At 72.4% G+C, this 22618-nt stretch carries 24 protein-coding genes and 1 pseudogene; 16 read left to right on the top strand and 9 right to left on the bottom strand.

Going from position 1 to position 22618, the window contains the following annotated elements; all coding sequences use genetic code 11:
- Positions 1 to 75 precede the first annotated feature (75 nt).
- Together AC0I8G_RS00125 and AC0I8G_RS00120 are read left to right on the top strand one after the other, a co-directional pair.
- On the top strand, positions 76 to 1266 hold the full coding sequence (locus AC0I8G_RS00125) for a sensor histidine kinase (RefSeq protein WP_471728149.1): 1191 nt from the start codon (positions 76 to 78) through the stop codon (positions 1264 to 1266).
- The gene (locus AC0I8G_RS00120; RefSeq protein ID WP_471728148.1) at positions 1263 to 1907 is read left to right on the top strand and encodes a response regulator transcription factor; all 645 of its coding nucleotides are present in this window, start codon (positions 1263 to 1265) and stop codon (positions 1905 to 1907) included. The genes AC0I8G_RS00125 and AC0I8G_RS00120 overlap by 4 nt, the downstream gene beginning before the upstream one ends.
- A 7-nt stretch (positions 1908 to 1914) precedes the next feature.
- On the opposite strand, the gene AC0I8G_RS00115 is transcribed toward AC0I8G_RS00120, so the two are convergent.
- Together AC0I8G_RS00115 and AC0I8G_RS00110 are read right to left on the bottom strand one after the other, a co-directional pair.
- Complete coding sequence (locus AC0I8G_RS00115) at positions 1915 to 2106, bottom strand: hypothetical protein (RefSeq protein ID WP_471728147.1); 192 nt, start codon at positions 2104 to 2106, stop codon at positions 1915 to 1917.
- A 1174-nt stretch (positions 2107 to 3280) separates the two neighbouring features.
- Positions 3281 to 3439 (bottom strand): annotated as a pseudogene (locus AC0I8G_RS00110) (DapH/DapD/GlmU-related protein); the annotation flags it as partial.
- Positions 3440 to 3908: 469 nt separating this feature from the next.
- On the opposite strand from AC0I8G_RS00110, the gene AC0I8G_RS00105 reads away from it, so the two are divergent.
- The 3 genes from AC0I8G_RS00105 (at position 3909) to AC0I8G_RS00095 (ending at position 5318) form a co-directional block, all read left to right on the top strand.
- Positions 3909 to 4190: an ArsR/SmtB family transcription factor gene (locus AC0I8G_RS00105; protein ID WP_471728146.1), complete on the top strand. Its 282-nt coding sequence runs from the start codon at positions 3909 to 3911 to the stop codon at positions 4188 to 4190.
- On the top strand, positions 4187 to 4576 hold the full coding sequence (locus tag AC0I8G_RS00100) for a VOC family protein (RefSeq protein ID WP_471728145.1): 390 nt from the start codon (positions 4187 to 4189) through the stop codon (positions 4574 to 4576). Before AC0I8G_RS00105 ends, AC0I8G_RS00100 begins: the two co-directional genes overlap by 4 nt.
- Before the next feature lie 88 nt (positions 4577 to 4664).
- The gene (locus AC0I8G_RS00095) at positions 4665 to 5318 is read left to right on the top strand and encodes a PadR family transcriptional regulator (protein WP_471728144.1); all 654 of its coding nucleotides are present in this window, start codon (positions 4665 to 4667) and stop codon (positions 5316 to 5318) included.
- On the opposite strand, the gene AC0I8G_RS00090 is transcribed toward AC0I8G_RS00095, so the two are convergent.
- Positions 5296 to 5880, bottom strand: coding sequence for a hypothetical protein (locus AC0I8G_RS00090; RefSeq protein ID WP_471728143.1), 585 nt, complete (start codon positions 5878 to 5880; stop codon positions 5296 to 5298). The genes AC0I8G_RS00095 and AC0I8G_RS00090 overlap by 23 nt on opposite strands.
- Before the next feature lie 123 nt (positions 5881 to 6003).
- Between AC0I8G_RS00090 and AC0I8G_RS00085 the strand changes: the two genes are divergently transcribed.
- From AC0I8G_RS00085 to AC0I8G_RS00075, 3 genes are read left to right on the top strand one after another with little or no spacing between them, the layout of a single operon-like run.
- Entirely contained in the window at positions 6004 to 6765 is a 762-nt protein-coding gene (locus AC0I8G_RS00085) for a MerR family transcriptional regulator (protein WP_471728142.1), read from the top strand.
- Between the two features lie 59 nt (positions 6766 to 6824).
- Positions 6825 to 7718: a DNA/RNA non-specific endonuclease gene (locus AC0I8G_RS00080; RefSeq protein ID WP_471728141.1), complete on the top strand. Its 894-nt coding sequence runs from the start codon at positions 6825 to 6827 to the stop codon at positions 7716 to 7718.
- Between the two features lie 7 nt (positions 7719 to 7725).
- A complete protein-coding gene (locus AC0I8G_RS00075) occupies positions 7726 to 8088 on the top strand; it encodes a hypothetical protein (protein WP_471728140.1) in 363 nt (120 codons plus the stop codon).
- Position 8089: 1 nt separating this feature from the next.
- Here the strand turns inward: AC0I8G_RS00075 and arfA are convergent, their stop codons facing one another.
- Positions 8090 to 9601, bottom strand: coding sequence for an arabinosylfuranosidase ArfA (gene arfA / locus AC0I8G_RS00070; RefSeq protein ID WP_471728139.1), 1512 nt, complete (start codon positions 9599 to 9601; stop codon positions 8090 to 8092).
- 140 nt (positions 9602 to 9741) lie between these two features.
- On the opposite strand from arfA, the gene AC0I8G_RS00065 reads away from it, so the two are divergent.
- Both AC0I8G_RS00065 and AC0I8G_RS00060 read left to right on the top strand, forming a co-directional pair.
- The gene (locus tag AC0I8G_RS00065; RefSeq protein WP_471728138.1) at positions 9742 to 10773 is read left to right on the top strand and encodes a LacI family DNA-binding transcriptional regulator; all 1032 of its coding nucleotides are present in this window, start codon (positions 9742 to 9744) and stop codon (positions 10771 to 10773) included.
- Between the two features lie 43 nt (positions 10774 to 10816).
- Positions 10817 to 11779: a quinone oxidoreductase family protein gene (locus tag AC0I8G_RS00060; protein WP_471728137.1), complete on the top strand. Its 963-nt coding sequence runs from the start codon at positions 10817 to 10819 to the stop codon at positions 11777 to 11779.
- 162 nt (positions 11780 to 11941) lie between these two features.
- Here AC0I8G_RS00060 and AC0I8G_RS00055 read toward each other — a convergent pair whose 3' ends face one another.
- The 5 genes from AC0I8G_RS00055 to AC0I8G_RS00035 all read right to left on the bottom strand — a co-directional run bounded on the left by AC0I8G_RS00055 (position 11942) and on the right by AC0I8G_RS00035 (position 15640).
- Positions 11942 to 12403: a cupin domain-containing protein gene (locus AC0I8G_RS00055; protein WP_471728136.1), complete on the bottom strand. Its 462-nt coding sequence runs from the start codon at positions 12401 to 12403 to the stop codon at positions 11942 to 11944.
- 164 nt (positions 12404 to 12567) lie between these two features.
- On the bottom strand, positions 12568 to 13518 hold the full coding sequence (locus tag AC0I8G_RS00050; RefSeq protein WP_471728135.1) for an NADP-dependent oxidoreductase: 951 nt from the start codon (positions 13516 to 13518) through the stop codon (positions 12568 to 12570).
- A 70-nt stretch (positions 13519 to 13588) separates the two neighbouring features.
- On the bottom strand, positions 13589 to 14443 hold the full coding sequence (locus AC0I8G_RS00045) for a helix-turn-helix domain-containing protein (protein ID WP_471728134.1): 855 nt from the start codon (positions 14441 to 14443) through the stop codon (positions 13589 to 13591).
- Positions 14444 to 14677: 234 nt separating this feature from the next.
- Positions 14678 to 15412 (bottom strand): VOC family protein, encoded by a 735-nt coding sequence (locus tag AC0I8G_RS00040; protein ID WP_471728133.1) that lies wholly within the window; start codon positions 15410 to 15412, stop codon positions 14678 to 14680.
- An 18-nt stretch (positions 15413 to 15430) separates the two neighbouring features.
- Positions 15431 to 15640 carry a DUF3072 domain-containing protein gene (locus tag AC0I8G_RS00035; RefSeq protein ID WP_328292512.1) on the bottom strand — a complete coding sequence of 70 codons (210 nt, stop codon included), beginning with the start codon at positions 15638 to 15640 and terminating at the stop codon, positions 15431 to 15433.
- Positions 15641 to 15753: 113 nt separating this feature from the next.
- On the opposite strand from AC0I8G_RS00035, the gene AC0I8G_RS00030 reads away from it, so the two are divergent.
- The 6 genes from AC0I8G_RS00030 to AC0I8G_RS00005 form a co-directional block, all read left to right on the top strand.
- Complete coding sequence (locus AC0I8G_RS00030) at positions 15754 to 16875, top strand: acyltransferase family protein (protein WP_471728132.1); 1122 nt, start codon at positions 15754 to 15756, stop codon at positions 16873 to 16875.
- Positions 16876 to 16885: 10 nt separating this feature from the next.
- Complete coding sequence (metG, locus tag AC0I8G_RS00025) at positions 16886 to 18688, top strand: methionine--tRNA ligase (protein WP_471728131.1); 1803 nt, start codon at positions 16886 to 16888, stop codon at positions 18686 to 18688.
- Positions 18685 to 19506, top strand: a complete 822-nt coding sequence (locus tag AC0I8G_RS00020) for a TatD family hydrolase (protein WP_471728130.1) — start codon at positions 18685 to 18687, stop codon at positions 19504 to 19506. The genes metG and AC0I8G_RS00020 overlap by 4 nt, the downstream gene beginning before the upstream one ends.
- Before the next feature lie 192 nt (positions 19507 to 19698).
- Positions 19699 to 20883, top strand: coding sequence for a ubiquitin-like domain-containing protein (locus tag AC0I8G_RS00015; RefSeq protein ID WP_471728129.1), 1185 nt, complete (start codon positions 19699 to 19701; stop codon positions 20881 to 20883).
- Entirely contained in the window at positions 20856 to 21722 is an 867-nt protein-coding gene (gene rsmA, locus AC0I8G_RS00010) for a 16S rRNA (adenine(1518)-N(6)/adenine(1519)-N(6))-dimethyltransferase RsmA (protein ID WP_471728128.1), read from the top strand. Before AC0I8G_RS00015 ends, rsmA begins: the two co-directional genes overlap by 28 nt.
- A 51-nt stretch (positions 21723 to 21773) precedes the next feature.
- Positions 21774 to 22618, top strand: an 845-nt coding sequence (locus tag AC0I8G_RS00005; protein ID WP_471728127.1) for a 4-(cytidine 5'-diphospho)-2-C-methyl-D-erythritol kinase, incomplete at its 3' end; no start/stop codon positions are given.

Here is a 22618-nt window from a genome sequence, read left to right as displayed (position 1 = left end):
TACCCGGGTACCGGATCCGACGTCTCCGGGGCGTTGTGGGTGAACTCGCCGCCCCGGTGTAGGAGGGTGGCCCGCGTGGACGTGGTGAACTGGGCGCTCGTGCGGGAACGCCTGCAGGCGACGGGCCGGTCGTTGCTGGCCCGCGCGGTCGGGGCACGGACCCTGGCGCGGCGGATCGCGCTGGTCGTCGTGGTGCTGTCGCTGGGGTGGGCCTTCCTGAACCGGGCCACCGGCGACCACTACGGGATCGCCCCCGACAGCACCTACGTCGTCGTGGTCGTCGGTGCGGTGGTGGGTGTGCTGTCGTGGCGGCTGCCGAGGTTCCGGCGGGCGCTGCTGCTGCTGCTGGTCGTCGTCGCCGTGGCCTGCGTCGAGGGGGCGGTCCTCACCTGGCCGGCCGTGGTGGCCCTCGTCCACCTCGCGGTCGCCGAGGATGCCCGGCGGATCCCCTGGCCGGGTTTCGCGGCCGGCGCCACGGGCGTCCTGGTGTCGGCCTTCCTCGCCGTCGACACGATGAGCGGCGTCCTCGCGGTCCTGCTGGGTGGCGTGCTGGGGATGCTCGTCCGCACCGTCGACCGCAGTGCGGCGCTGTCCCGCGAGGCCGGCTCGCTGCGAGCCGAGGCCGCGGCCAGTGCGGCGCAGGTGCAGTGGCACGAACAGCGCAGCGCCCTGGCCCGGGAGCTCCACGACGTCGTCGGCCACCACGTGACCGCCATGGTGGTGACCGCGGAAGCAGGCCAGGTCGGCACCGACTCCGCCGCCCTGCGCGCGATCGCCGACCGCGGTCGCGTGGCGCTGGGGGAACTCGACGTCCTGGTGCGCCAGTTGCGCGACCCGGCTGCGCCGTTGGCGGTCACGGCCCCGCCGCGGCTCTCCGACATCGACGAACTCCTGGCGGAGCCGTTGCGGCGCAGCGGCCTGTCCGTCGAGGTCCGGCTCGGTGGGGAGTACGACGCGGTGGACGAGGTCAGTGCCCTGACCGCCTACCGGGTCGTCCAGGAGGCCCTGACCAACGTCACGCGGCACGCTTCGGCGGGAACGGTCTGGGTGGAGGTCGACCTCGGCGACGCCTTCCTCCGCCTCCGGGTCAGCGACGACGGCGTCGGGATCCCCGAGACGCCGGAGCGGGGTTCGGGTCTGGTGGGGATGTCCGAGCGGGTGGCGGCCCTGCAGGGGATCCTGTCGATCACCCTCCGGCCGGGCGGTGGCACCGTCGTGGACGCGTTCCTGCCGCGCACGCTGCACGCGTCCCGGGCCCCGGCGTGATCCGGGTCGCCGTCGTCGACGACCACCAGATCATCCGCGAGGGTTTCTCGCTGATCCTCGGTTCCCGGCCCGACGTGGAGGTCGTCCTCCAGGCCGAGGACGGGCGAGGTTTCGTGGACGCGGTCCGTTCCGGCGTGGAGATCGACGTGGCCCTGGTCGACATCCGGATGCCCCACCTCGACGGGTTGCAGGCGACCCGTGAGCTCGCCCGGCTCGACGGCGCGCCGGCCGTGATCGTGGTGACGACCTTCGAGGACGACGGGTACGTCCTCGACGCGATCGCCGCCGGCGCGCAGGGTTTCCTGTTGAAGCGCTGCAGCGGGGAGGACCTCGTGCAGGCCGTGCGTTCGGTGGCCGCCGGAGACTCCGTGCTCGCCCCCGCGGTGACCCGCGCGGTGATGAGCAGGCTCCGCGCCGCCCCGGTGGCGCGGGTCCCCGTCGACCTGAACCTCACGGGCCGCGAGACGGAGGTCCTCGGCCTCATCGGTGCCGGTCTCAACAACGCGGAGATCGCCGAGAAGCTGTTCCTCTCGCTCAGCACCGTCAAGTCGCACGTCTCGAACGTGCTGACCAAGACGGGCAGTCGTGATCGGGTGCGGGCCGCCCTCCTCGCGGTGGAGGAGGGCCTGGTGCCCGAGTAGGACACGGTCAGTCCGAACGGCTCCGACGGTGCCGGGCGAGGAGGGCGAACCCGGCGATGCACGCCGCGAGCCCGACGCCCCGCACCCACCACGGCCAGCGGTAGTAGCCGGCGAAGGCGGCGAAGGCGTAGTACGTGACGAACGCGAGGACCGCCCAGACCCAGAGAGGCAGACGGCGGCGTCCGCTGGATTGGGGCATGTCGTCAGGTTAGCGCCGGAAGTGGAACCTTCCGCGGCTCCCGTGGGCTTCACGAGCCGCGGAACGTTCCCCTCGACGGTCGGGTTCAGCGCGGGAGGACGGAGATCGCCGATTCGGGGCGGTGCACGCCGCGGGGGCGGTAGCGCAGGACGTCGGAACAGCCGGCGAGGTCGGCCAGCAACCACACGATGGCCAGCCACATCTCGGTCCCCTGCAGGCCCGGTTCGCGGCCGACCAGGAACGAGAAACCCCTGCCGTCCTGCCAGGTGCGCAACGCGTCGGCGAGTAGCCCCCGGGCGGCCGTGACCACCTCCTCGCGGCGGTGGTGGGTCTGCTTGCCCGCGAGCCAGAGGGGGTGCGCCACGTCGAGGACGTTGCAGGCGTTGCGGCGTTCGGGGGCGAACAGTTTCTGGTCGGCGAGGTGGGTCAGGACGGTGTCGACGACACGTTCGGGGTGGGGGAGCGGAACCCCGAACTGGGCGAAGGTCCCACGGCTCGCGCGGTAGAAACCGTTGACGACCTGCAGCACCCCCTCGCCCGGGGCGGGCGTTCCCCACATCCCGGTACCGGGCGCGGCGCGCGTCGTGAGCCACCCGAAGAGCGCCTCCAGGGTTCCGGGGACCCCGCGCTCCCCGCGCGCCAGGTTCCAGCGGAACGCGGTCCCCGCCGCGTCGACCCAGGCCCCGGAACCCCACGCCCGGCCGTCCCACGGGAGGCCGTCGAGGTTCTCCAGGAGTTCCGGCGCGGTCATCCGGGCGAAGTACCCGATCGGGTGCGGGAACCGCTCACCGAAGACGTCGAGGGCGTAGCCCACGGAGAGCGCGTGGTAGAGCACGTTGCCGTCGCTGGGGTCCGGGGTTCCCGGGACGGGGAGGCCGTCGGCGCCGAACAACGGCACCAACCCCGTCTCCGGGTCCTGGAGCGCCGTGAGCCGGGCCAACTGCTCGTCGCGGGGGAGTTGCGGCGGGGCGTCGTCGAGCAGGTAGGCGGCGATCTCGAGGGCGTCGGCCTGGGCGCGGACGGTGGGTCCGGCGCCGGGGGAGTCGGTGAACTGGCCACCGGGCAGCGACGGGTTCCAGCACCTCGCCAGGACGTCGCCGGCCTGGGACCTGGCCCGTTCCTCGAACTGCCCCAGCGCGGTCGCCAGGTCGTCGCCCGCCCCGGCCGGCGGAACCCGCCAGCGGATCCGGCGGGCCGGGTTCCCGCCGACGATCGCGCCGGCGGGCACGTCCCGGGTGACGACCGCGCCCGCGGCGAGGACGGCGTGGTCCCCGACGTGGACGCCGTCGAGCACGACGACGTTCGACCCGATCCACACGTCGTCGCCGATGACGATCCCGCGCGAACTCAACGGTTGCCGGAACACCGGCGTCCCGGGTTCGATGCCGTGGTTGAACCCGAGGATCGACGTGTGGGCCCCGATCCGGACACCGTCCCCGCAGCGCACGTCGCCGCGGACCACGGCGAAGACGTTCACGGTGCAGTCGGCGCCGAAGCGGACGTCGTGGCTGAGGTAGGCGTTCGCCGCGACGTAGGAACGGTCACCCAGGACCAGGGAGTCGGTCTCGACGGCGGCCAGGCGGCTGACGAAGGTGTCGACCCCCAGCGACCACTTCGGGTGCTCGTCGTGGAAGGCCTGCTGATCCTCACGTTCGGCCTCGGTCGCCTCTCGGCGGAAGCCCCAGGGTTCGACGTCGAACCTGCTCACCGGTCGTCTCCCGTCACTGGAAAGCGCTTGCTGCCACGCTAGCACCGTCCGCCCTCCCTTGACAGGCAAGTGAGAACTTGCCTATCGTCCCGGCGTGGACGACGTGTTCAAGGCGTTGGCGGACCCCACCCGCCGCGCCATCCTCGACGAGCTGACCCGGCGCAGCGGTCAGACGCTCTTCGAGCTGCGGGTGCGGTTGATCGAGCGGCACGGTTCGGGGTCCTCCCGCCAGGCCGTCTCCCAGCACCTCGCGGTGCTCAAGGAGGTCGGGCTCGTGGTGCTCCGCAGGGAGGGGCGCTACACGTTCCTGGACCTGGACCCGTCTCCACTGCACAGGTTCCTGGCCGAGATCGAGGAGAGGTGGCAGTCGACATGAGGATCGCCTACACGAGCGTGTTCGTCGACGACCAGGACAAGGCCCTGGCGTTCTACGCGGAGGTGCTCGGCTTCGTGAAGAAGACCGAGGTGCCGCTGGGGGAGTACCGGTGGCTGACGGTGGTCTCGCCGGAGGACGCGGACGGGGTCGAGCTGGTCCTCGAACCCCGGGAGCACCCGGCGGCGCTCGCCTACACCGCGGCGCTGGTCGCGGACGGGATCCCGTGCACGTCCTTCGTCGTCGAGGACGCTGCGGCCGAGGCCGGCCGGCTGGCTGCTCTCGGGGTCGTCTTCACTCAGCCGGCCACGGTGATGGGGCCGGTCACCACGGCCGTGTTCGACGACACCTGCGGCAACCTCCTGCAGATCCAGTCCATGAACTCCTGACCCTCACCTCTTCACTTCTGACCGATAGCGATATATCGTTGAGGCATCGCGACGGCACGAGGCCGCGTGATGACACGGAGGTGCAGTGATGAGAGGCAACCGATTCGCAGGCCCGCGCGGCGGGCAGTGGGAACAGATGCGTGGACAGCGTCCCGGCGGCGGTGGCGGCGGACCCTTCGGGGGGTTCGGCGGCTTCGGCGGCCCGGGTTTCGGAGGGTTCGACGTGCCCGGCTTCTTCGAGGGCCGCGGTCCTCGTGGGTTCGGTCGGGGTGGCGGTCGTCGCCCACGCGGTGACGTGCGCGCCGCGGTCCTGGTGCTGCTGGCCGAGGGGCCGAGCAACGGGTACCGGATCATCGGTGAGGTCACCCGCCGCAGCGACGGCGAGTGGAAGCCCAGCCCCGGGTCGGTCTACCCGACCCTGCAGCAGTTGCAGGACGAGGGGCTCGTGGCTGCGGATCCCGCGGACCCCAAGCAGTTCACGTTGACCGACGAGGGCCGCGCGTACGTCGAGCAGGAGTACTCCGAGACGCCGCCGCCGTGGGAGAACCTCGACGGTGGACCGGACCGGGACCGTGCGCACCAGCTGCGCCGGCAGATCGGCTCGATCGCGATGACCTACCACCAGATCGCGATGTCGGGTCGACCCGGCGACCTGGTGCGGGCCGGTGACGTGCTGGAAAAGGCGCGTCGGGAACTGCTGGGGATCCTCGCCGAGGACCTCAGGGAAACGCCCGGAGGATGACCTGCGGGGTCGCCACGACGGGTGTCACCGCGTGGACCAGGTGGACCTGCCGCCAGCCGTCCGGCGCGAGCGCGCCGGTGGACAGCAGGTCCGCCCGGACGGCGAGGTTGGCGCCCGGTTCGTGCGGACCCTCGGACCCGCGGACCGGACCGGTGCTGGCCTTCGCGCCCGCCCGGTGGTGACGGACGTGCTCGGTGATCCACCCGACGCTCACGCCGACGTCGCAGGTGGTGGTCAGGACGACGACCTCTGACGGGTCCACGACGAGGGCGGCCAGGGTGCGCGCGGTCAGCTCGCGCAGTTCCCCGCGGGAGCGCGTGTCGCCGGGGTGGTGGTCGACGGTCAGCTCCACGTCGTCCAGCAGGTCGACCAACGGGCCCCAGTCGCCGAGGACGGGGGCCAAGGGGCCGGCGTCGCAGGACGTCGCGAGCACCAGGGTCGTGGGGATGCCGGCCGCGGAGGCCTCGTCGGCCGCGGCCGCCAGGTGCTCCAGGCAGGCGTCCAGCGCGGGGAGGTCGCCCGCAGGGACCGGGAGCAGCACGACAGCCCGCGTGACACGCACGAGAAATCCTCCTCCGTCGGCCCTGGACGTTCCCGTCCACTGAGCGTTCGTGTCGTCACGAGACGGCGATCCCTTGAGTCCCGGGCTTGCAGTTGTCGTGGCGTCAACTCCTACCGTCGTCCCGTGCACGCGAGAACACGGGAGTGGACGATCCACGAGGTCGCCACGGCCACGGGGGCGACGGCTCGCACCCTGCGCCACTACGACGACGTCGGACTGCTGACCCCCAGCCGTACCGGGGCCAACGGCTACCGCTACTACGACGCCGTCGCCCTGCGCCGGTTGCAGCGGGTCCTGCTGCTGCGCGAGCTGGGTCTGGGCCTGGCGGCCATCGCCGACGTCCTCGAGGCCCGGGTCGACGAGGTCGCCGCCCTGCGGACGCACCTCGCCCTGCTGGAGGAGCAGGCGGACCGGATCGCCCGGCTCGCCGCGAGCGTGCGCACGACGTTGGCCGACGGGGCCGACGGGGCTGATGGGAAGGAGATCGAGGTGACTCGGATGTTCGACGGTTTCGACGCAGGACGGTACGAGGAGGAGGTCGTCGAGCGCTGGGGGCGCCTCGCCCACGACGACGCCGGCCGGACGTGGTCCGAGCTGGGGGTGCAGGGTCGCGCGGAGCACCAGCGCGAGCACGAGGCGATCGCCGCCGGTCTGGCCGCCGCCGTGGGGGAGGACCCGGGCGCCCCGGCCGTCCAGGACCTCGTGCGGCGCCACCACGCCTGGGTCTCGGTGTTCTGGACCCCCGACGCGGCCGCGTACCGCGGGTTGGTGCGGATGTACGTCGAGGACGGGCGGTTCCGCGCCGTCTACGACGCCGCCGGACCGGGCACGGCCGACTTCCTGGCCCGGGCGGCGGACGTGTTCGCGGACCGTGCGTTGAGCTGACACCCTCCCGTCACCCGCAGGACGGCCCTCGTGTCGGAGGTCGGGTGCACCCTCGGAGGATGAGCGAGACGCAGACGGCGCAGGGACTGCAACTTCTCGGCCGGGCGGGGTTCGACCCCCGGTTCCTGGCGCCGGGTCCGCTGATCCCGATGCCCGAACCCCTCGACGGGGCCGAGGTCGTCGTCCTGCCGTACACGCACTTCTCCATCGTGCAGCGGCCGGACCGGCGCCTCGCCGCCGCGACGGTCGTCGCCGTCGACGGCGCCTCCCTGGTGGACGTCGAACGGTCGGGGGACCAGTGGTTCCTCGACCCGCGGCTGGGCCCCGACGACCAGGCGGGCGCCGAGCTCTACGCGCGCAACGACTTCGACCGCGGGCACCTGGTGCGCCGCCGCGACCCCGGCTGGGGGGCGGAGGCGGTGCGGGCCAACGCCGACACGTTCTCCTACGCCAACGCGGCCCCGCAGGCCTCGACGTTCAACCAGTCGCTGGAGCTGTGGCTCGGGCTGGAGGACCACGTCCTGGCCTACGCCAGGCGGTGGGACCAGCGCCTCGTCGTGGTGAGCGGACCGGTGTTCGCGGACGACGACCCCGAGTACCGCGGCGTGCGGATCCCGCGTCGCTTCTACAAGATCGCGGCGTACCTGCTGCCGCAACCCCTCGACCTCGACCCCTCCGAGGAGGTGTCGGTGCTCGCCAGCGCCGGTTTCGTCCTCGACCAGACCCCGCTGGTGGAGGAGATCGTCGGGTCGCCGCGTTCCCGGGAGGTCCCCGAACTGGGCGGGTTCCGGACGTTCCAGGTCCCCGTCGCGGACGTCACCGACCTCACCCGCCTCGACTTCGGGCCGCTCGTCGCGGCGGACCGGATGCCGGGGCTGGTCCCGGTCTCCAGCGCCGAGGGCGAGGTCCCGCTCTGGCGCCCCGTTGGCCGGCCCGCGGACCTGCTGCTGTAGTGGCCGGGTGACGGCGGAGTGGTGGGAGCGCACCCGGGCGGCCGAGACCGTCCGGGCGCAGGAGCTGCTGCGCGACTTCGTCGGCGAGCTGCGCCGCCGGGGGATCGCACCGGAGGCGCTGCGGGCCCGCGCCGGCTCGGCGCGGTACCGGACCGACCTCGTGGGGTGGTACCTGCGCGCCAACGGTTCCCTCGCGGTCGGGACCGCGGGGGAGTACTACGTCCTCGACGTGGCGCCGAGCCTGACCGGGCGGTTCCGGGGGGTCGTGATCAGTCCCTCGGAACCGCCCCTGCAGGTCGGTCGCGGCGCACGTGACGGCGAGTCCGTGGAACTCGCCGAGCTGCTGCGCCTGCGGTTGGACGAGCTGTAGGTCAGCCCTTGCGGAGCTGGACGACGGCCCAGGACAGCGGAGGCAGCACGATCGTCGCCTGCTCGGCGGTCACGGTGACCTCGTCGAGGGTGCGCAGACCGACGGCCTGGTGGTCGCCCTCGAGGTTGGTGGTGTGGCGGTCCTGCCCCTCGGTGGCCGCGAGGACCTTGGCCGACACGAGGCGGTCCACGTCGAACCCCCGCAGCGGGACCTCGACGGAGGCCGGTTCGGTCTGGTCGCGGTTGGCCAGGAACAGCGTGAGGAACTCGTCGTCGTAGGTCGCCGCGGCGTCCACGACGTCGACGTCGCCGAACTGGTCCGTCTCGTACTTGTCGCTGGTCGTGACGACCTGCAGGACGTTGCCCGTCGCGAGGCGGCGCATCTGCTCGAAGGGGTGGGCGATGGACTGCTTCCACGCCTCCTTGCCGGGTTCGCTGCGCAGCAGGCCGATGACGTTCACGAGCTGCGCCTGCGCGCCGATGTGGACGCGGTCGGAGTGGCGGAGCAGGGAGTTCAGCAGGGTTCCGACGACGACGGCGTCGGTGATCGAGTACTCGTCCTCGATGACGCGCGGGGCGACGTCCCAGGGTTCGACACCCTCGGCGTGGTGGGGCTTCGACTGGTACCAGACGTTCCACTCGTCGAAGCTCAGGTTGATGCGCTTGGAGTGCTTGCCCTTGGCGCGCACCGCGTCCGCCGTCGCGACGACCTGGTCGATGAAGAGGTCCATGTCGACCGCGGAGGCCAGGAAGCTGGCGGCGTCGCCGTCGTGCTCCTGGTAGTAGGCGTGCAGCGAGACGTAGTCGACCGCGTGGTAGGAGAGTTCCAGGACGGTCTGCTCCCACTCGCCGAACGTCGGCATCGAGCGGCTCGAGGAACCGACGGCGACGAGTTCGATGTCGGGGTCGATCGAGCGCATCGCCATGCCGGTCTCGGCGGCGAGCCGGCCGTACTCCGCGGCCGTCTTGTGGCCGGTCTGCCAGGGGCCGTCGAGCTCGTTGCCGAGGCACCAGAGCTTGATGTCGAACGGGTCCTTGCTGCCGTGCGCCTTGCGCAGGTCCGCGAACTTCGTCCCGGAGTTCAGGTTCGCGTACTCCAGCAGGTCGCAGGCCTCCTGCAGCCCCCGGGTGCCGAGGTTCACGGCCATCATCGTCTCGGTCTCGACCTTGCGGGCCCAGGCGTCGAACTCGGCGAGACCGAACTGGTTGGTCTCGACGGAACGCCAGGCGCGGTCGATGCGGCGCGGGCGGTCCTCGCGGGGGCCGACGGAGTCCTCCCAGTCGAAACCGGAGACGAAGTTCCCGCCGGGGTAGCGGACGACGGTCGGGCCGATCTCCTTGGTGAGTTCGAGCACGTCGGTCCGCAGGCCGTCCTCGTCCGCGCTCGGGTGGTCGGGTTCGAAGATGCCGGTGTAGACGCAGCGGCCCATGTGCTCGACGAACGAGCCGAACAGCCTCCGCGGGACGGGACCCACGGTGAAGGCGGGGTCGAGGGCGAGACGAGCGGTGCGCACGGTTGGTCTCCTGTTTTGACGGTCACGACTGTGTGATGGCCACGGCGGTGTGAAGGGTCGGTCAGCACGATTGCAACGTTGGAAGGCAGTCAACGCGAAAGCTGCAGCGCCGTCAAGGTGCTCGGTGCAAGAATGCGCCGGTGCCTCCCCGAAACGGTTCGCGACCCACGACGCTGCGGGACGTGGCCGAGGCGGCCGGCGTGTCCATCAAGACGGTGTCCAACGTCGTCAACGACCACCCGCACGTGCGGCCGGAGATGCGCGAGCGCGTCAAGGTCGTCATCGAGCGGCTCGACTACCGCCCCAACGGGATCGGGCGTCAACTGCGGCAGGGCCGGACGGGACTGGTCGCGCTCGCGCTGCCCAACGTGACGAGTCCCTACTACGGCGAGCTGACCTCCGCCCTGGTGACCGCGGCCCGGGCCCGCGGGATCACGCTGCTCGTGGAGCAGACCGACGGGGACCTCGAACGCGAGCGCGAGGTCGCGAACGGCTTCCCCGTGCGCCTGGTCGACGGCCTGGTCTTCGTCCCGTTGACCATGCCCGGGGGGGAGCTGGCGCAGCGACGCGACTCGACGCCGGCCGTGCTGATCGGCGAGCACGGCGAGGGGTCGGGCTACGACCGCGTCACCATCGACTCCGTCGACCTGGGGGACATCGCCGTCCGCCACCTGACCGAGGTCGGCCGCCACACCATCGCCTTCCTCGGGGACAAGCTCCAGACGTCGACGCGTCCACCGGTGGTGGCCCAGCGCATCGAGGGCTACCGCAGGGCCCTGCGCCGGGCGAAGCTGAAGTTCGACCCGTCGCTGCTGTGGCCGCTGCCCGAGTGGGACCGCGTGTACGGCTACGAGGGGACCCTGGCGCTGATGGCCGCCCGCCCCGACGTGGACGCGATCTTCGCGGCCAACGACCTGCTGGCCTTCGGCGCGATGCACGCGCTGCGCGGGCTGGGGCTGAGGGTGCCGCAGGACGTCGCCGTCATGGGGGTCGACGACGTCGAGCAGGCCCGCTACAGCGCGCCCACCCTGACCACGATCACGCTGGACCGGTCCGAGATGGCCGACCTGGCCATGGGCCTGCTGGCCGACCGCCTCGCCGGGCACGACGGCCCGGAACGGCTGCTCACGGTGACCGGCCGGCTCGTGGTCCGGGAGAGTTCCGGCGGCTGACGGCCGCCGTGCCGCCACCGGGGCGGGGTGGCAGCATCGGCCCGTGCGAGCCGTGCAGATCGAACGGACCGGGGGACCCGAGGTCCTCACCGTCACCGAGCTGACCACCCCGGAACCCGGGTCCGGCCAGGTCCTCGTCGACGTGGAGGCGGCGGGTGTGAACTTCATCGACACCTACCGCCGGAGCGGGGTGTACCCGCTGCAGCTGCCGACGGTGCTCGGCAGCGAGGGCGCGGGGCGGGTGGCCCGGCTCGGCCCGGGGGTCGAGGGGTTCACCGTCGGGCAGCTCGTCGCCTGGAAGGAGGCGCCCGGGAGCTATGCGGAACAGGTCCTCGTGGCCCAGGAGGAACTCGTCCCGGTGCCCGAGGGGGTCGAGGCCGCCACGGCGGCCGCGGTGATGCTCCAGGGCCTGACCGCGCACTACCTCTGCACCGACACCTTCGCCGTCACCGAGGGCACCTGGGCGTTGCTGCACGCCGGGGCCGGCGGGGTGGGGTTGCTGCTGACGCAGATGCTGAAGCTGCGCGGGGCGAACGTCCTCACCACGGTGTCGACCCCGGAGAAGGCCGAGTTGTCGCGCGCGGCGGGTGCGGACGACGTCGTCGGCTACGACGGGGCGAGCGCGCGGGCCCGCGAACTGACCGGCGGGCGCGGGGTCGACGTCGTCTACGACAGCGTGGGCAGGGACACCTTCGACGCGAGTCTGGACGCCCTGCGCCCCAGGGGGTTGATGGTGCTCTTCGGTGGTTCGAGCGGTCAGGTCCCGCCCTTCGACGTCCAACGGCTCAACACCGGGGGATCGCTGTTCCTGACCCGTCCGACGCTGGGTTCCTACACCCGGGACCGGGCGGAGCTGGTGTCGCGGACCGAGGAGGTCTTCGGCTGGATCGCGGCCGGGGACCTCGACGTGCGGATCGGGCACACCTACCCCCTGGTCGACGCCCGCCGGGCCCACGAGGACCTCGAAGCGCGCCGCACCACGGGCAAGCTCCTGGTGATCCCCTAGGGGTGACCGGCAAGGGCTTCGCCGTCGTGGCCGGTGAGGTCGAAGACCCGCCCGCGCCACCGAGCCAGCCGTCCAGCAGGTACGGGCCATCCAGGACGACGCCGACGAGGTGGTCCTCGCCCTGGTCCACCACCTGCTGAGCGGGGAACGCCAACGCCTGGGTCAGCGGGGCGGGCCCAGGATCGTGTTGCCGTACTTCTCGGCCACCGCCGGTTGCGGGGTGACCGCGAAGTCGGGGGGTCGTGGGGTGGACCTGTCGCGTCCGGTCTCGCGGAACATCCCCTCGAGGCCGGCCGGTGTGGTGATGATCAGCAGATCGGCCTTCTCGGACGTGATGCGGTAGGAGTGCGGCACCTGTCGAGGCAGGAAGACGATGCCGCCCTCGGTCAGCTCACTCTCCTGGTCGTCGGCCCAGACCAGCGCGGACCCCTTGATCAGCATGAACACCTCGTCCTCGTTGCTGTGCACGTGGTACGGCGGTGCCTCCCCCCTGCTGACGTCGAAGCGCCCGACCATGAGCCGGCCATCGGTGGCTGCACCGTCGAGCAGGATGGACAGGGTGCTACCGCCCAGCCACTCCAGCTGCTGGTGCTGCTCGGGTCGTGCGAGGTAGGCCATGCTCATGGCTGTCTCCGTTCTCTGGGTCGCCGATCGTGATCAGGAGGACGTCTGTCGGGTGGAGCAGGTCGTCTCGGAGCCGCACCAGCAGGACCTCGGTCGGTGGCGACGGCAACACGACGGCAACACGACGACGATGGCCGGCGCTGCCCGCAGGCCGCGCGCGGGCGTCACGCAGGTTCGACGACGACCTTGCCGGTGATGCGACCGGCGGCGGCCTCGGCGTGCAACGCGGGCAACTCTGCCAGTCGGATGCGGCGGGTGACCTCGATCTCCAGGTCCCCGCTGTCGACGAGGGATGCCAGTTCGGCCAGGCGGTCTCGGTTGGGCAGCACGAACACGGTGGCCGCGCTGACGCCGCGGGCCTCGTCACCGGGGGTGGCCATGAACGCAGTGGTACTGACGACCTTGCCGCCGTCACGGACCAGGGCCACCAGCTCGGCGAACCGATCGGGGTCGATGGGGGCGAGGTTGAGCAGCACGTCCACCTGCTCCTCGACCGCGCCCAGCACGTCGGTGGTGGTGTGGTCGATGATCTGGTCCGCGCCGGCGGCGCGGACGGCGTCGCGGCTGCGCGGGCTGGCGGTGGCCACGACGTGCACGCCGGCCCGCTTGGCCAGGGCGACGGCGTACTTGCCGACCACTCCTCCGGCGCCGTTGATCAGGATCCGTTGCCCGGTGGTCAGTTCGCCGAGGTCGAACAGCGCCTGCCAGGCCGTCAGCGCCACCGACGGCAGAGCTGCCGCGTCGGCCAGCGGGACCTTCGTGGGAGCCAGCACCAGGGCGTCCGCCGGGGCGACCACGTACTCCGCCGCGCCGCCGTCCCGCTCCATCGGCAGGAACCCGATGACCGCGTCACCCACCTGCAGGCCACCCTCGCCGACGACCGCGGCCACGCCGTCGCCGAGCGCGTCGACGGTGCCGGAGACGTCGTAGCCGGGCACGTGCGGCAGCTCGACCGGGATGGGCAGGAATCCGGCGCGCATGCCGTTGTCGGCGGCGTTGAACGCCGAGGCCGCCACCCGTACCCGGACCTGCCCGGCTACAGGGACGGGTACGGCGACGTCTTCGTAGCGCAGAACCTCTGGACCGCCGACCTCGTGGAAACGCACTGCCTTCATCGCTGGACCTGCTTTCGCTGGGTGAGCCGTCGCTGTGCTTGCCGATCCAACGTCGCAGGTCCCGGCCGGATCAGCCTGGGCCGGATCGGCCCACCTTGATGACCGCCCGTCCATCGGCTGCACCGACCACCTCCACCAACCGGGCCGCATCGCGCGAACCCGGCGCCGCAGTCAGCATGACGGCAGCCAGGTCGTCGCCGGGGATGGCGATGAGGTTCCCGACGAGGGTGAGGGAGTCCCCGTCGGACTGGGTGATCGTCGCGCTGCTCTCGTAGGCCGTCAACGGTCGCGGTGCCCGCCACAGCGTGTCGAAGCGCCGGCTCCGACTGCGCAACTCCTCCACCAGAGCGGCGAGCGACGCATCGGCGGGATAGCGCAGCAGTGCGGATCTCAGCTGGGCCACCAGGACCGCCTCGTGACTGGCCGCGTCGGCCGCGGACTGCTGGAAGGCACCGAACGGACTGCAGAAGTGCCGCCACGCCACGTTCCACTCCCACCGCTCCCCGATGCGGTTCCAGTGCTCCAACGCGAAGAAGGCGCCGTTGACCGCGACCAGGTTCATCGCCGCATCGGTGACGATCATCGGGGTGTCGGAGAACCGCTCCAGCAACCGTGTCCCTCCGGGGCCGAGATCGGTCGGCACCTGCCCGTCCGCGGCGGCGTACCCGGCCAGCGCCGAGAGCCGCTCGTAGTCTGCCCGCCCGGCGCTCAGCGCACGGGCGATCGCTTTCACCACCCCGGCTGAGGGATGGCTCCGTCCCTGTTCCAGCCGGCGCACGTAGTCCGCCGACAGGCCTGCCAGCTCACCGAGCTCTTCCCGCCGCAGACCGGGGACTCGTCGTCCGCCCACGGGCAGTCCGACGGCTGCGGGGTCCGTGCTCTCTCGGAGATGGCGCACAGCTGCACCGAAGTCGTGACGTTCCACAGCGCGAGTGTGCCTCGAAGGCGTGCCCGGACGGGCTCGATCACCGCCAGGAGTTCGTACCAGGACCACCGTGCGCCTGCACGGGCGGCCCGCGGAGCGACACCGTGACGACAACGGGACGACCGCTGTGCTGTTGGAGGGGACGTCTACCTTCCCCACCGACTGCGCTGTCCGGCCGACGTGAACCCGCCGCCGTCGACGCAGTACCGGCGGCGCTGACCCATCGGACACGCCCTAGTCGAGCGAACCGCTCAGGACGCAGAACTCGTTGCCCTCGGGATCGGCCAGGACGGTCCAGCCGGCACCGTCGCCCTGACCGACGTCGGCGTGGCGGGCCCCGGCCGCGAGGGCGTCGGCGATGACGCGTTCCCGGCCGGGGCCGGTCCGGGTGGCACGGACGTCGAGGTGCCAACGGTTCTTCACCGTGTGCGGGGTGGGGGAGGAGACGAACTCCAGGAACGGGCCGCCGTTCCCCGCACGCAGCGCGGACACCTGCGGGCTGGAACGGACCACGCTGAAACCGGCGACGGGTGCCCAGAAGTCGGCGAGGCCCTGCGGGTCGCGGGCCTGGCAGACGACGGCGGCGACGGTGCCGGTCCCGTCGTACTCCGGCCTCGGGTCGAGGACGCAGAACTCGTTCCCCTCGGGGTCGGCCAGGACCACCCAGGGAACGTCCCCCTGGCCCACGTCCGCGCGACGGGCTCCGAGGTCGAGCAGGAACTCCACGGTCTCCCGCTGTTCGGCGGTCGAGGAGGTGTCCAGGTCGAGGTGCACGCGGTTGGGGCCGACCTTCCCGTCCTGCACGTGCAGGAACACGAGTTCCAGCCCGGGTTCGCCCGCCGGCGGGACGACGTCGATCTCGTCCGCGTCGGAGTACCCGACGCGCCACGAGAGGGCCTGCGCCCACCAGCGGGAGAGGTGGCCGGGATCGAGGGCGTCCACGACCACGTTCACCAGGCGGCTGTCCACGCCCGCGAGGCTAGCCGTTCAGGAGTTCCCGCGGCCGGTCTCCTGCTGCAGTTCGTCGATCATCTCGGAGGCGCGGGCCTTGTCGAGGTCCTCGGGGACCTCACGTCCGGCTTCGCGGGCCAGGGTCTGCAGGTAGCTCTTCTGCGGGCCGGTCATGGGCTCGTCGCCGGTGACCCAGGTCTCGGGGTCCTTCTCGGCGTTCTGGGTGGGGTCGGGGGTTTCGCTCACCGGCTGACCGTACGACGCCTGTACGAAGTGCGCGCGCCGACGGGTGATGCGAGTCCCCGGCCCCGCCACCGGCCGATACCGTGTGCCCACCGAACTGTCGTGGAGGGGGAACCGTGGCGTACGACGCCGCGGCGGAACGGGCCGTGAGGTCCCTGGTCGCTGCACCGCCACCGCGCGTGGCCTGGCCCGACGCCGCGAAGGCCGTCTGCATCCTGCTGGTCGTCCTGGGGCACGTGACGTACCTGCACGTGGAGGAGTCGCGCTGGTACGCGGCGGCCGGCGCACCGCCGCTCTGGGACCTCCTCGACGTCGTCCTGCGACCCGTGCGCATGCCGCTGTTCTTCGCGGTGTCGGGGTTCTTCGCCGCCCGGGCGCTGACGCGGCCCTGGCGCGCGTCGGTCCGGGGCCGGGTCGTGCAGAACCTCTACCTGCACGTCCTGTGGATGCTGGTGGGCTTCGGGGTCGCGCTCGCGGTCGGGATCCCGACCTTCACGGCCCCCGAGCACGCCTCCGGTCTGCCGGGTGCGGCGCTGACCGCCTCGACGGGACTCTGGTACCTCTACGCCCTCGCCGTGTACTTCGTGCTCGCGCGGGCCACCCGGTCGTGGCCGGCGCCCGTCCCCGTCGCGCTGGCCGCGGCGCTGGCCGTCGCCTCCTTCTCCGGCGTCCTGCCCGGGGCGGGCGACACCCACTCCGTCCTGGAGAACCTCGTCTGGTTCCTGGCGGGGGCGCGGTTCCCCGAGCAGGTCCGGCGGCTGTCGCGACGTCCCCGGCCGGTGGCCCTCGTCGGGGTCGTCGTCGTCCTCGTGGCGGTGCTCGGCGCCGTCCGGGTCCTGGACCTCCCGCGGGTGCCGGCCGCGGTGCTGGAGATCCCCACCCGGGCGGGGGCCGTGGTCGCCGGGATGCTGCTGGCCGTCCTGTTCGTCACGTGGTTCCCGCGGGCGGCGTCCCCGCTGCTGCGGCTGGGGCGACGGACCCTGCCGGTCTACGCCCTGCACGGACTCGTCCTCATCGTGGTGCAGCGACCGCTGGCTGCCGTTACCGAACCCCCGTTCGGGGCGTTGCCGCACCCGGCGCAGCTGCTGCTGGTGCTGGTGTACCCGCTCGTGCTGACCCTCGCGATCGTGTGGTGCTGCCTGGCGGCACAGACGCTGGCGCAGCGGGTCGGGGCCGGCTGGCTCTTCGCCCTGCCGACGCGGAGGAGGTCGCCCGCCCCGCTCGTCCCGCCCGCCTAGACTCCTGACCATGACCCACGTCCTCTCCGCGGTGGCCTGGCCCTACGCCAACGGGCCCCGGCACATCGGCCACGTCGCCGGCTTCGGCGTCCCCTCCGACGTGTTCAGCCGCTACATGCGGATGGCGGGTCACGACGTCCTCATGGTGTCGGGCACCGACGAGCACGGGACGCCGATCCTCGTCCAGGCCGAGCAGGAGGGCGTGACCCCGCAGCAGCTCGCCGACCGCTACAACCGCGTCATCGCCGAGGACCTGCACGGCCTCGGCCTGTCCTACGACCTGTTCACCCGGACCACGACCGCGAACCACTACTCCGTCGTGCAGGAGATGTTCCGCACGGTCCACCAGAACGGCTACATGGTCGCGCGGAAGGGCATGGGGGCCATCTCCCCGTCCACGGGGCGCACCCTGCCCGACCGCTACGTCGAGGGCACCTGCCCGATCTGCGGCTACGACGGCGCCCGCGGCGACCAGTGCGACAACTGCGGCAACCAGCTCGACGCGATCGAGCTGAAGAACCCGCGCAGCCGGATCAACGGCGAGACGCCCGTCTTCATCGAGACCGAGCACTTCTACCTCGACCTGCCCGCGCTGGCCGAGGCCCTCGGCTCGTGGTTGCAGACGCGCGCCGACACGGGGCGCTGGCGCCCCAACGTCCTGAAGTTCTCGCAGAACCTGCTCGCGGACATGAAGCCCCGGGCCATGACCCGCGACATCGACTGGGGCATCCCGATCCCGCTCGAGGGCTGGGAGGACAACCCCGCCAAGCGGCTCTACGTGTGGTTCGACGCCGTCATCGGCTACCTGTCCGCCTCGGTGGAGTGGGCCCGGCGCAGCGGCGACCCGGACGCGTGGAAGGCCTGGTGGACCGACCCGTCCGCGGAGTCGTACTACTTCATGGGCAAGGACAACATCACCTTCCACTCCCAGATCTGGCCGGCCGAGCTGCTGGCCTACGACGGGCGTGGGGCGAAGGGCGGGGCCCCGGGCAGGTTCGGGAACCTCAACCTGCCCACCGAGGTCGTGGCGAGCGAGTTCCTCACGATGGAGGGCAAGCAGTTCTCCTCCAGCCGGGGGGTCGTCATCTACGTCCGCGACGTGCTGGCCCGCTACCAGCCGGACGCGTTGCGCTACTTCATCTCCGCGGCCGGCCCGGAGAACAACGACTCCGACTTCACCTGGCAGGAGTTCGCCACCCGGACGAACTCCGAGCTCGTCGCCGGCTGGGGCAACCTGGTCAACCGGACGGCGTCCCTCATCGCCAAGAACGTGGGCGAGATCCCCGCCGCCGGTGAGCTCACCGACGCCGACCGCAACCTGCTCACCACCACCCGCGCCGGGTTCGGGACGGTCGGAGACCTCATCTCCCACCACCGCCAGCGCGCCGGGATCGGCGAGGCCATGCGCGTCGTCGGCGAGGTCAACAAGTACCTCACCGAGCAGGAACCCTGGAAGATCAAGAACTCCGACCCCGAGCGGATGAAGTCGGTGCTGCACGTCACGGCGCAGGCCGTCTCCGACTGCCGGACGCTGCTCTCGCCCTTCCTGCCGCACTCGGCGCAGAAGGTGCACGAGGCCTTCGGCGGTACCGGCACCGTCTCGCCGATGCCGGAGCTGCGCGAGGTCACCGACCTCGACGACGGCCGCGACTACCCGATCCTCACGGGCGACTACCGCCGCGGGGAGACGCTGCCCGAGTGGGCCTCCCACCCGGTCGTCCCCGGGACGCCGGTGGCCACCCCGACGCCGGTCTTCACCAAGCTCGACGTCGCGGCCGTCGTCGAGGAGGAACTGGCCCGGTTGCAGAAGTGAGGGGCGAACGCCCGCCCGCGCCGCAACCGCTCGCCGTCGCGGTGGTCGACAACCACACCCACCTGGACTCGGAGACCCCCGAGGACGTCGCGGTGCTGTTGTCCGCCGCCGCCGCGGCCGGGGTGCCGCGCAGCGTCCAGATCGGCTGCGACCTCCCCGCCGCGCGCTGGACGGTGGCGGCCCTCGACCGCCATCCGGAGCTGCTCGGGGGGATCGCGTTGCACCCCAACGAGATCCCCGGCCTCGTGGCTGCAGGGCAGTACGAGGCCGCCCTCGAGGAGATCCGCACCCTCGCCGCGCACCCGCGCGTCCGCGTCATCGGCGAGACGGGCCTGGACCACTTCCGCACGGGTCCCGAGGGCGTCGAGGTCCAGGAGGAGGCCTTCCGCGCCCACATCCGCCTTGCCAAGGAACTCGGCCTCGCGCTGCAGATCCACGACCGCGACGCCCACGACGACCTCCTGCGCGTCCTGCGCGAGGAGGGTGCCCCGGAGAGGACGGTGTTCCACTGCTTCTCCGGGGACGCCGCGATGGCGCGGGTCTGCGGCGACGCCGGGTACTACCTGTCGTTCGCGGGGACGGTCACGTTCAAGAACGCCGACCCGTTGCGGGAGGCCCTGCGGGCCGCCCCGCGGGACCGGATCATGGTCGAGACCGACGCCCCGTACCTGACCCCGACGCCCCACCGCGGCCGGCCCAACGCCGGCTACCTGGTGCCGCTGACGGTCCGGTCGATGGCCGCGACGCTGGACTGCGACCTCGACGAGCTGTGCGCCGCGATCACCGCCACGACGGAGGCGGTCTACGGCCCCTGGTGAGGGGGCCGAAGGGGTTCCGGCGGCTCAAGCGGTCACGGGGACTTGTCGAGAAGGTCTCGGAGCGGTTACGGTCCGCTCCTGTCGGCCGGATCGAGGTGGCCGGACCGAACGGTTCGACGTGGGGACGGGGGTCCCTCCGCGCGAGCCTGCGTCCGGGAACTCGTGCCCGGGCACATCGTCGAAGGATCCCTCGTGCCGTTCCCCCTCGCCTCCGCGGTCCGCCGCTCCTCCCGAACCGTGCGCATCGCCGCGGGAGGCACCTGCCTCGCCGCCGTGGTCGGTGGCACCGTGGCCTTCACGGCCTTCGACAAGGACGTCGTCATCGACGCCGACGGACAGCGGACGCAGGCGAGCGCCTTCGGCGGCACCGTCGCCGACGTGCTCGAGAAGCAGGGCATCACCGTCGGGGAGCACGACCTCGTCGCCCCCGCCGCGACCACCGACGTCTCCGACGGCCAGACCATCGTGGTCCGCTACGGCCGCCAGCTGACCCTCACCGTCGACGGTGCGACCAAGACCTACTGGACCACCGCGCAGACCGTCGACGCGGCGCTGTCCGACCTCGACGTCCGTGCCGACGGGGCCAAGCTCTCCGCCTCCCGCTCCGAACCGCTGGGCCGTGCGGGCCTCGCCCTCGACGTCACCACCCCCAAGGCCGTGACCGTCCTCGCCGACGGCCAGACGAAGAACCTCACCAGCACCGCCGCCGACGTCAACGGCCTGCTCGCCGAGGCCGGCGTCACGATGCGCCCGGGCGACGAGATGTCCAACGCCGGGGCCGACGCGCTGAGCGCCGGCATGGTCGTCACCGTCGTCCGCGTCGACCGCTCCGCCAGCACCGAGACCGTGGCCATCGCCCACGGCAGCCGCACCGAGAACACCGACGCCCTCTTCACGGGCGAGAAGAAGGTCGTCACGCCCGGCGTCGACGGGTCCAAGACCGTCAGCTACGCCGACGTCTTCCGCGACGGCGTCCGCAGCCAGCACGACGTGACCGGTGAGGTCGTCGACGCCGCGCCCGTCGAGGAGGTCGTGCAGGTCGGGACGAAGGCCAAGCCCAAGCCCGTCCCGGTCGCCGCGCCGGCCGCGGCCCCCAGCTCTTCCAGCTCCTCGGGCGGTGGCGGATCCGTGGGCGGCAGCGCCGACGGCCTCAACTGGGGCGCGCTGGCCCGCTGCGAGTCGGGCGGGAACCCCTCGATCGTCTCCAGCAACGGCAAGTACCACGGCCTCTACCAGTTCAGCGTCTCCACCTGGAAGGCCGTCGGCGGCAGCGGGCTGCCGAGCCAGGCGTCCGCCGGCGAGCAGACCTACCGCGCCAAGCTGCTCTACCAGCGCGCCGGTGCCGGACAATGGCCCGTGTGCGGCAAGAACCTCTGAGTTCCCTCTTGTCGGCCAGGGACGTTCGCGACCTGGCCGACAAGCTCGACATCCGTCCGACGAAGACCCTCGGTCAGAACTTCGTCGTCGACGCCAACACCGTCCGCAAGATCGTGCGGGTCGCGGACCTGAGGTCCGAGGACGTCGTCGTGGAGGTCGGTCCGGGGCTCGGTTCGCTGACCCTCGCCCTGCTCGAGGCCGTCGACCGCGTCGTCGCCGTCGAGATCGACCCGGTGCTCGCCGCCGAACTCCCGGCCACCGTCGCGGCCCGCGGCCGCGCGGGCGCCGAGTTCGAGGTCGTCCTCGCCGACGCGCTCCAGGTCGAGGAACTGCCCGGCCCCGCGCCCACCGCCCTCGTCGCGAACCTGCCCTACAACGTCGCCGTCCCCGTCCTGCTGACGGTGCTCGCGCGCTTCCCGAGCCTGCGCAGCGGCCTCGTCATGGTCCAGTCCGAGGTCGCCGACCGGCTCGTCGCACCCCCCGGCAGCCGCACCTACGGCGTGCCCAGCGTCAAGACGGCCTGGTACGCCGAGGCCCGGCGCGCCGGGTCCGTCCCCCCGCCGGTGTTCTGGCCCGTGCCCCGCGTCGACTCCGGCCTCGTCGCCTTCACCGCGCGCCCCGCCCCGGAGACGACCGCCACCCGCGAAGAGGTCTTCGCCGTCGTCGACGCCGCCTTCGCCCAGCGCCGCAAGACCTTGCGCGCGGCGCTCGCCGGCTGGGCCGGATCGCCCGCGCTGGCCGAGGAGGCGCTGCGGGCGGCGGGGATCGAGCCGTCCGTGCGGGGCGAGCAGCTCCGCGTGGAGGACTTCGCCCGGATCGCCGCGCACCGCGTGGGCTGAGGGCACCGTCGCGGCGGGGGAGCGGTCCCGGACACCGTAGGGTCGGACCTCGTGTCCGGCAGTCCCCGCAGCGCACCCCCCGAGCTCCCCTCGGTCACCGTGCGTGCCCCCGCGAAGGTCAACCTGCTCCTGCAGGTCGGCCCCCGACGCGACGACGGCTTCCACGACCTCGTGACGGTCTTCCAGGCCGTCTCGCTGCACGAGGAGGTGACCGTCACCCCCGCCGAGGAGTTCACCGTCACCGTCGAGGGTGTGGGCGGCACCGACGTCGGCGGCGTGCCGCTGGACGACACCAACCTCGCGGTGCGGGCCGCGCGACTGCTGGCCGAGCGCGCCGGCGTCACCGACGCGGTCCACCTGCACGTGCGCAAGGAGGTCCCGGTCGCCGGCGGCATGGCCGGCGGCTCCGCCGACGCCGCCGCGGCCCTGGTGGCCTGCGACGCGCTGTGGCGGTTGCGTTCCGGCCTCGACGCGCTCGCCGAACTAGGCGCCGAACTCGGGTCCGACGTCCCCTTCGGCCTGCACGGTCGCACCGCCGTCGGCACCGGCCGGGGCGAACACCTCGCACCCGTCCTGACGAACGCCTCCTTCGCCTGGGTCTTCGTCCTCGGCGAGGAGGGGTTGTCCACCCCCACCGTCTTCGCCGAGTGCGACCGGCAGCGCGCGAGCGGGTACGAACCCCGCCCCGGCCGGCTCGAGGCCGTCGAGACGGCGCTGCGCAGCGGCGACGCCGACGCCCTCGGGGCGGCGCTGTCCAACGACCTGCAGGACGCCGCCTTCGCCCTGGCCCCCGGTCTCGCCGCGACGATCGCCGTCGGCCGTCGCGCCGGGGCGCTCGCCGGGATCGTCTCCGGGTCCGGACCCACCGTCGCCCTCCTCGCCCCCTCGGCCCCCGC

Source organism: Kineococcus sp. AC630, from assembly GCF_979255925.1.
This window is presented reverse-complemented; position numbering and strand designations above follow the sequence as displayed.